The sequence below is a fragment of the Kitasatospora saccharophila genome, from assembly GCF_039529925.1.
GTDB classification, from domain to species: Bacteria; Actinomycetota; Actinomycetes; order Streptomycetales; family Streptomycetaceae; genus Kitasatospora; species Kitasatospora saccharophila.
Genome location: NZ_BAAANS010000049.1, coordinates 56,394 through 63,995 on the forward strand (window position 1 = coordinate 56,394; position 7,602 = coordinate 63,995).

At 74.8% G+C, this 7,602-nt stretch carries 8 protein-coding genes; 1 reads left to right on the forward strand and 7 read right to left on the reverse strand.

The window, feature by feature from the left end; genetic code table 11:
• Positions 1–31 precede the first annotated feature (31 nt).
• The 4 genes from ABD345_RS29575 to ABD345_RS29590 form a co-directional block, all read right to left on the reverse strand.
• A complete protein-coding gene (locus tag ABD345_RS29575) occupies positions 32–967 on the reverse strand; it encodes a carbohydrate ABC transporter permease (RefSeq protein ID WP_344556512.1) in 936 nt (311 codons plus the stop codon).
• A complete protein-coding gene (locus tag ABD345_RS29580; protein ID WP_344556514.1) occupies positions 964–1,875 on the reverse strand; it encodes a carbohydrate ABC transporter permease in 912 nt (303 codons plus the stop codon). Before ABD345_RS29580 ends, ABD345_RS29575 begins: the two co-directional genes overlap by 4 nt.
• Before the next feature lie 273 nt (positions 1,876–2,148).
• Positions 2,149–2,778 (reverse strand): response regulator, encoded by a 630-nt coding sequence (locus ABD345_RS29585; RefSeq protein ID WP_344556516.1) that lies wholly within the window; start codon positions 2,776–2,778, stop codon positions 2,149–2,151.
• 64 nt (positions 2,779–2,842) lie between these two features.
• Positions 2,843–4,081 (reverse strand): sensor histidine kinase, encoded by a 1,239-nt coding sequence (locus ABD345_RS29590; protein WP_344556518.1) that lies wholly within the window; start codon positions 4,079–4,081, stop codon positions 2,843–2,845.
• Positions 4,082–4,412: 331 nt separating this feature from the next.
• On the opposite strand from ABD345_RS29590, the gene ABD345_RS29595 reads away from it, so the two are divergent.
• Positions 4,413–4,970 carry a GlcG/HbpS family heme-binding protein gene (locus ABD345_RS29595; RefSeq protein ID WP_344556520.1) on the forward strand — a complete coding sequence of 186 codons (558 nt, stop codon included), beginning with the start codon at positions 4,413–4,415 and terminating at the stop codon, positions 4,968–4,970.
• Between the two features lie 133 nt (positions 4,971–5,103).
• Here the strand turns inward: ABD345_RS29595 and ABD345_RS29600 are convergent, their stop codons facing one another.
• The 3 genes from ABD345_RS29600 to ABD345_RS29610 all read right to left on the reverse strand — a co-directional run bounded on the left by ABD345_RS29600 (position 5,104) and on the right by ABD345_RS29610 (position 7,440).
• Positions 5,104–5,550 (reverse strand): DUF7144 family membrane protein, encoded by a 447-nt coding sequence (locus tag ABD345_RS29600; RefSeq protein ID WP_344556522.1) that lies wholly within the window; start codon positions 5,548–5,550, stop codon positions 5,104–5,106.
• A gap of 370 nt (positions 5,551–5,920) precedes the next feature.
• Positions 5,921–6,952, reverse strand: coding sequence for a serine hydrolase domain-containing protein (locus ABD345_RS29605; protein WP_344556524.1), 1,032 nt, complete (start codon positions 6,950–6,952; stop codon positions 5,921–5,923).
• Between the two features lie 89 nt (positions 6,953–7,041).
• Complete coding sequence (locus ABD345_RS29610) at positions 7,042–7,440, reverse strand: ACT domain-containing protein (protein WP_344556526.1); 399 nt, start codon at positions 7,438–7,440, stop codon at positions 7,042–7,044.
• Positions 7,441–7,602 lie beyond the last annotated feature (162 nt).

Sequence of the window (7,602 nt, forward strand, 5' to 3'; positions counted from 1 at the left end):
GAGCGGGCGGTGCGGGGGCGTCGGACGGGCCTCAGCGGACGGCGCCGGTGGTCAGCCCGCGGACGACGAAGCGCTGGCCGAACAGCACCAGCGCCAGCGTGGGCAGCAGCGACAGCACCACGCCGGCCAGGATCAGGCCGGGGTCGGCCATCTCCGAGTCGCGCAGCGTGGACAGGCCGATCTGCAGGGTCTGCATCTCGGCGGTGCGGGTGATGATCAGCGGCCAGAAGTACTGGTTCCAGGCGGACAGGAACACGTAGACGCCGAGCGCCGCCAGCACCGGCCGGTTCAGCGGCACCAGGATCCGCCACAGGAACCGCCAGTGGCCCGCCCCGTCGATCCGGGCGGCGTCCCGCAGTTCGGCCGGGAACTGCCGGAACGACTGCCGCAGCAGGAACGTCCCGAAGGCCGAGGCCAGGAACGGCAGCACCAGCCCGAAGTAGGTGTTGCCGAGCCCCCAGCCGGACAGCGTCAGGTAGTTGGGGATGACCACGGACTCCCACGGCACCATCAGGGTGGCCAGGAACGCCCCGAACACCACCCGGCGGGCCCGCAGCGGCAGGAAGACGAAGGCGTACGCGGCCAGCACCGAGGTGAGCAGCTGCGCCGCGGTGATCAGGCCCGCCACCAGCACCGAGTTGGCGTACTGGCGGACCAGCGGCACCGCGTGCACGGCGCCGGAGAAGTTCCGGCCGGTGAGCGAGTGCGGCACCAGCGCGGGCGGGTAGGCGGCGATCTCGTCCGGGCGCATGAGGGCGCCGGCGAACACGTAGTAGACCGGGAAGAGCACCGTCAGCACGGCCGCGAGCAGCAGCAGGTGCACCGCGGCGGTGCCGAGCCGGCCGCGCGCGCTCCGGCGCGGCCGCCGGGCGGTGCGGACCGGGGCGGCGGGGGCACCGGAGGCGCCGGGGGCCGGGGCGGCGGAGGCGCCGGGGTCGGTCCCGGGTTCGGTGCGGGCGGTCGTCATGCGTAGTGCACCTTCCGCTCCAGGACGCCGAACTGGACGGCGGTGCAGGCCAGTACGACCACCAGCAGCACCACGGCCTGGGCGCTGGCGGTGCCGAAGTCGCTGGAGCCGTAGGCGAACGCCTTCTGGTAGACGGAGTAGACCAGGGTGCGGGTCGAGCCGTCCGGGCCGCCCCGGGTGAGGACGTGGATCTGGCCGAAGCCCTGCAGCGCGTTCACGGTGGAGACCACGACCAGGAAGAACAGGCTGGGCCCGAGCAGCGGCACGGTGACCGAGCGGGCCAGCCGCAGCCCGGAGGCGCCGTCCAGCCGGGCGGCCTCGGTGATCTCGTCGGGGATCGAGCCGATCCCCGCGGACAGCACCAGCACGTTGTAGCCGAGGTTCATCCAGACCGTGGACGCGGCGACCGAGAGCAGCGCGTACCGGGTGTCGGTGAGCCAGCCGACCGGGCCCAGGTGGAACTGGGAGAGCAGCCCGTTGAGCACCCCGCTGGCGGGGTTGTAGAAGACCGAGAAGACCACCGAGGCGCTGGCCACCGAGAAGGCGAACGGCAGCGCGAAGGCCGAGCGCAGCAGCCGCACGCCGCGGATCCGGCCCCCCAGCAGCAGCACCACCGCCAGCGCCCCGAGCACCCCGGGGATGACGGTGAGCAGCACGAACAGGGCGGTGGTGAGCAGCGTGTCGCGGAACTCGGCGGAGGCCAGCAGGTCGGTGTAGTGCTTCAGGCCGACGTACCGGGAGGGCGCCCCGAACAGGTCGTTGGCGTGCGCGCTGAGGTACAGGGTGCGCCCGAGCGGATAGGCGGTGAACAGGGCGAAGACGACGACCGAGGGGAGCAGGAACGCCCAGGCGAGCCCGTGCTCCCCGAGGCGGCGCGGGCGCGCCGGAGCGGGTGGTGCGGTCGGCATGGTGCGCGTCCGCCTTTCGTGACGTCGGTTCCGGCCAAACCGTGTCGCGCCCGAACGACGGACCGGCGAGGGGGAAGTGAGCGGAGGGTGGCGCCTTTCTTACGCGTTCGCGTCAGAAGTGGCGGGTGCCGTGTGGCTACCCGCCCGCCGCCGCTCCTGCACCTCCCGGGAGGTGCCGGTTCGTCAGGTCCGGTACGGAGCAAGCCCGTTGGGGCGGGGAAGGAGGCATCCGTACCTGTTCGGCCGTCAAGGACCCTCGGGGCCGGGGAGTCGTCAGCGCAGCAGGCGGCGCTCCTTGGCGATGGCCACCGCGCCGGAGCGGGTGTCCACGCCGAGCTTGGCGTAGATCCGGCCGAGGTGGGTCTTCACCGTCGCCTCGCTGATGAACAGCGCCCGGGCGATCTCCCGGTTGCCGAGCCCCTGGCCCAGCTGGTCGAGGATGTCCTGCTCGCGGTCGGTGAGCTGGGGGAGCGGGGAGCGCATCTGGGCCATCACCCGGGAGGCGACCGGCGGGGACAGCGCGGGCCGGCCCGCCGCCGCCGCCCGGATCGCGGCGAACAGCTCCTCCGGCTTCTCCGCCTTCAGCAGGTAGCCGGTCGCGCCCGCGTTGATCGCCCGGCTGATGTCGGTGTCGGTGTCGAAGGTGGTCAGCACCAGGACGTGGCTCTCGCCCGACCCGGCGAGGACCCGCCGGGTGGCCTCCACCCCGTCGATCCCGGCGCCGAGCTGGAGGTCCATCAGGACCACGTCCGGCCGCAGGGCGGCGGCCAGCGAGACGGCCTCCTCCCCGGTGCTGGCCTCGCCGACCACCTCGATCGCCGGGTCGCTGGAGAGCAGGGCCAGCAGCCCGGCCCGGACCATGGCGTGGTCGTCGCAGATGACCAGCCGGACGGTGTCGTTCACGGGGCCGTTCCTCTCGTGGTGCCGCCGGCGGCCGATGCCACGGCGGGGGTGTGGCGGGGCCGGTTCAGCGGTGCCCCAGCGGGATGGCCGCGGAGACCACCGTGCCCTCGCCCGGGGCGGACTCGATGGTCAGCGTGCCGCCGAGCTGGCGCAGCCGGGCCCGCATCGCCGGGAGCCCGTGCCCGCGGCTCCCGGCGGGCGACCGCTCACCGGGCGACCGCTCGGTGAGCGACCGTTCGGCGGTCGACCGCTCGGCGCGCTCGCCCCGGCCGGACCGGCCCGGGGTGAAGCCGCGGCCGTCGTCCGCGACGTCCAGCACGGCCTGGTCGCCCAGGTAGGACAGCGTGATCGAGGCGTGCCCGGCCCGGGCGTGCTCCCGGGTGTTGGCCAGCGCGCCCTGCGCGATCCGCAGCAGGGCGGACTGCGCGGCGGCGGGCAGCGGCACCGGGGCGCCGTCCAGGTGGAAGCGGACCGCCAGGCCGCTCTCGGCGGCCTCCCGGTCGGCCAGCGCCGCCAGGGCGGCCTCCAGGGTGCCCTGCTCCGCGAGGTCGGCCGGGGCGAGGTCGTGGACGAAGCGGCGGGCCTCCACGAGGTTGCGCGCGGCGATCGCGGCGGCCGTCCGGACGTGGCCCAGGGCCGCCGCCGGATCCTGCTGCCAGGTCCGCTCCGCGGCCTGGAGCAGCATCCGCTGGCTGGAGAGGCCCTGGGCCAGCGTGTCGTGGATCTCGACCGACAGCCGCTCCCGCTCGGCCAGCGCGCCCTGCCTGCGCTCCACCGCGGCCAGCTCCCGCCGGGTGCGGATCAGGTCGACGATCAGCTTCCGCTGCCGGGCACCCTGCCGCTGCATGTACAGGAACACCGCGGTGGCCAGCGCGGCCACCGCCGGGGGCAGCAGCAGCAGCATCGGGTCGAAGCCGCCCGGCAGCCGCAGCTCGGAGACCACCACCAGCACCGTCAGCGCCGTCACCAGCGGGATCGCGGCCCGCGGCGGCAGCGCCCGGAGCACCGTGTACACCAGCGGGACCGCGCACCAGGCGAAGCTCGGCGCCATCAGCACCAGCACCGCCCAGCTCGCCAGCACCGCCGCCAGCCAGGCCGGGCGCCGCTCGGACAGCCCCGACAGGTGGCCCACGGCCAGCGCCAGGCTCAGCCCCACCACCCACGGGGCCAGCGGGCTGGACAGGTGGTGGGTGAGGTACCTGGCCAGCGAGGTGCCGAGCAGCAGCAGGAAGGCCAGCCGCATCACGACGGTGAGCCAGCCCGCGTCCGGGTCGATGGCCCGGGACAGGGGTTGACGCATCATGGCCGCCTCCTTCCGCGGTCTCCCGCTCTCGTGGTCTCCCGCTTCCGTGGTCTCCCGCCCGGCAGCCGCCGGGACCGCGGCGGACCTGCGCGGCGTGACGTGCGATCACGGTGGGTCACGCTGCGTCACGCCCGTCATAGCGATGGTGGACCGGGACGACGGCCCGCGCATCCACCGATCGGCTGACACGGATGTCGTCCATCATGCTCCGCGGAGCGAGCCGGTCCGCCGATCCGGGGAGGGGGTGCCGGGGCGAAACATGGAGTGCGAGGCCGGAGCACCAGGGATCCGGCACCGAACCCAGACCCCGATCCTCGTACAGGAGCCGAAAATGAAGCAGCTGAGCACCCGCACCCGCGTCGTCACCGGGGCCGTCGCGGTCGCCGCGGTCGGAGCCAGCGTCGTCGGTGCCGTCTCCGCCAGCGCCGAGACCCCGAAGGCGGCCCCCGCCACCGCGGTCAACTCCGACGTCCAGAACAAGAACACCTTCCAGTCCACCCACCTGACCGTCGAGGCCGCCACCAAGGCCGCCCAGGCCAGCCTGGACGCCGCGGCCAAGGCCGGGCAGAAGATCTCCGTCGCCGTCGTCGACCGCAACGGCAACGTGATCGTCGAGCTGCGCGGCGACGGCGCCGGCCCGCAGTCCTTCGAGTCCGCCGAGCGCAAGGCGTACACCGCGGTGTCCTGGAACGCGCCGACCTCCGAGCTGGTCAAGCGGCTGGCCCAGGCCCCGAACCTGAAGGACATCCCCGGCACCCTGTTCCTGGGCGGCGGCGCCCCGGTCCAGGTCAAGGGCGCCCCGATCGCGGCCGTCGGCGTGGCCGGCGCCCCGAGCGCGGACCAGGACGAGCAGTTCGCCCAGGCCGGTGTGGACGCCCTCGACAAGTGACCCGCCACGGGTGACGCCGCCGACCGTCCCCCTGCGGCTCGACGGCACGCCCCCGCGGCCCGGCGGCACGAAGCCCGCGGGCCCGCTCCTCGACGGAGCGGGCCCGCGGGGCCGCCGGGGCGTGCGCCCGGGGTCAGTCCTCCTGGTAGACGGCCAGCGCCCAGATCACGAACACGTCCAGGGCGATGATCACCAGGGACCACAGCGGGTAGTACGGCAGGTCCAGGAAGTTGCCGATCAGACCGAGCGAGACCAGGAAGATACCGACGATCCGGGCCCAGGCCGCCCCCTTGATCACGAAGAAGCCGACCACCGCGATCAGTGCGCCGAGCACCAGGTGGATCCAACCCCAGGAGGTCAGGTCGAACTTGAAGACGTACCGGGGCGTGGTGACGAACACGTCGTCCTCGGCGATCGCCATGATGCCGCGGAACACCTCCAGGAGACCGCCCACCAGCATCATCACACCGGCGAACAGCACCATCCCGGAGACCCAGCCCTTGTTCCGCGGGGGCCTGGTGGCACCGACGCGCGATCCGGTGGGCGGGGGCGTCGCACTGGGACCGACAGACGAGCTCATGGAACCTCCTAGGCCGAAGCAGGTCTTGCCCCGACCCTCCGGCACCGGCGGCCCCCGGGCATTCGGGAGACTCCATCCGGGTGAACGCCGGGCCCCGGCCCCGCCCCGCCGGGCCCGCCCGGCACCGGATCGCCCCGGACCGCCGCGCTGTGTTTACTGGTCACAGTGCATGGTCCACGGCGCCCGGCCCGCACCGCCCCGGCCGCACCGCCCCGGCCGCACCGCCCCGGCCACGGCGCCCGGGCGCCCGGCGAGGAGGTGCGCCAGCCATGGCCGAGGAGCGCACCGGGCTGACCCGCCGTCAGGCGCCGGGGTGCGTACGGCTCACCAGGCGCGTACGGCCCGTCAGGGTGGGCCGGGCGGGGCGCCCTCAGCCGCCGGGCAGCAGCGAGCGCAGGGCGAGGGCGCGCAGCGGGGCCAGCCGGGCGCGGTCCCAGCCGTGGTAGACGGCGTTGGTGCAGAGCACCAGGTAGCGGCCGGTGCGCGGGGCCAGGTACAGGCTGGTGCCGGTGAAGCCGTGGTGGTAGGCCACCGAGCCGTCCGCGGTGACCAGCCAGGCCAGGCCGCGGTGCAGGCCCGGTTCGACGGCGGTGCGCGGGCGGCGGCTCAGTGCGAACCACTGCGGCAGCGGGCCGTCCGCCCCGAGCAGGTGCTCGGCGTAGGCGGCCAGGTCGGCGGCGGAGGAGAACACCCCGGCGTGCCCGGCCACCCCGCCGAGCAGGGCCGCGCTCGGGTCGTGCGGGACGCCCCAGGTCCGGGGCGCGCCGAGCAGGCGCTGCTCGGTCGGGGCCAGCCCGGGGTCGCGCGGCAGCGGGCCGTACGCGGTGGCGGTCAGGCCGAGGCCGCGCCAGAGCGTGTCGGCGAGCGCGGGCAGCGGGTGGCCGAGCAGGTCCGGCAGCAGCAGGCCGAGCAGGATGAACCCGCGGTCGACGTAGCGGTGGTGCGCGCCGGGGGCGGAGACCAGCGGTTCGGCGCACAGGTGCTCGACCAGTGGCCGCCCGGTGTGCTCGTACCGGGCCAGGCCGGTTCGGGGGAGCAGCCCGGCGGTGTGGCTGAGCAGCTGGGCGGTGGTCAGCTCGCGTCCGGGGGAGGGGAGTTGCGGGAAGGCGGCGTGCAGCGGGGCGTCCAGGTCGAGGAGTCCGGCGCGGACGGCGGTGCCGATCAGCGGCCAGGTGGCGAGCACCTTGGTGAGCGAGGCCAGGTCGTAGCGGGTGTGCTCGTCGGGGCGGGCCGCGCCGCACTCGGGGGCGACCGTCCCGCAGGCGGCCACCGCCCGTCCGGCCCCGATCTGCCCGGCCACCAGCACCCCGCCCGGGAACTGTCCGTCGTCGACCGCCGCGCCCAGGGCGGCACCCAGTGCGGCGGCGGTGGCGTCCGCCCACTCCTGCGGTTCGGCCGGCACGGCGCTCCCCCTCCTCCGGATCCACCCTCCCGGATTGTCACCCGCGCCGGGCGCCGGGGCCAGAGTGCCTGCCGGGCCCGGGGCGCGGCTCAGGAGCGGGACGCGGCGAGCGCGTCGAGCGCGGCGACGGCCCGGTCCGCCTCGTGCACCGGGACGAACAGGTGGTCGTGGTGGAAGCCGGCCACCACGTTGCAGCCGATCCCCCGGTCGGCGAGCGCGGTGGCGACGGCGGCGGTCAGCCCGACCGCCTCCAGCGCCGAGTGCACCCGCAGGGTCAGCCAGGCGGCGACGTACGCGTACGGCAGTCCGAGCGAGTCGGCCTCCTCCTGCGCCACCACGAAGGTGACCCCCTCCGGTTCGGCGACGGTCACCACCGGCCGCAGCCCGGCGGGCACCCGCCCGGGGAGGGTGCAGTACACGTACCGGCCCGGGTTGCGGACGGGGTGCAGCCCGGAGAGCAGCTTGTCGAGGTCGCGTTCGCCTGCCATGGCGCCACGGTAGTGGGTGCGTCCGGCCCGGCGGGGGAGGCGGCGCGGGCCGGTCGCGGGGGTGCTGTCCTGTGACAACGAAGATGGACGGTTTGCCAGTGAAGTTGGACTGACGCTAGCTTGCGACAGCGAAGTTGGATCTGTGGGGCAGTCGTCAGGCGG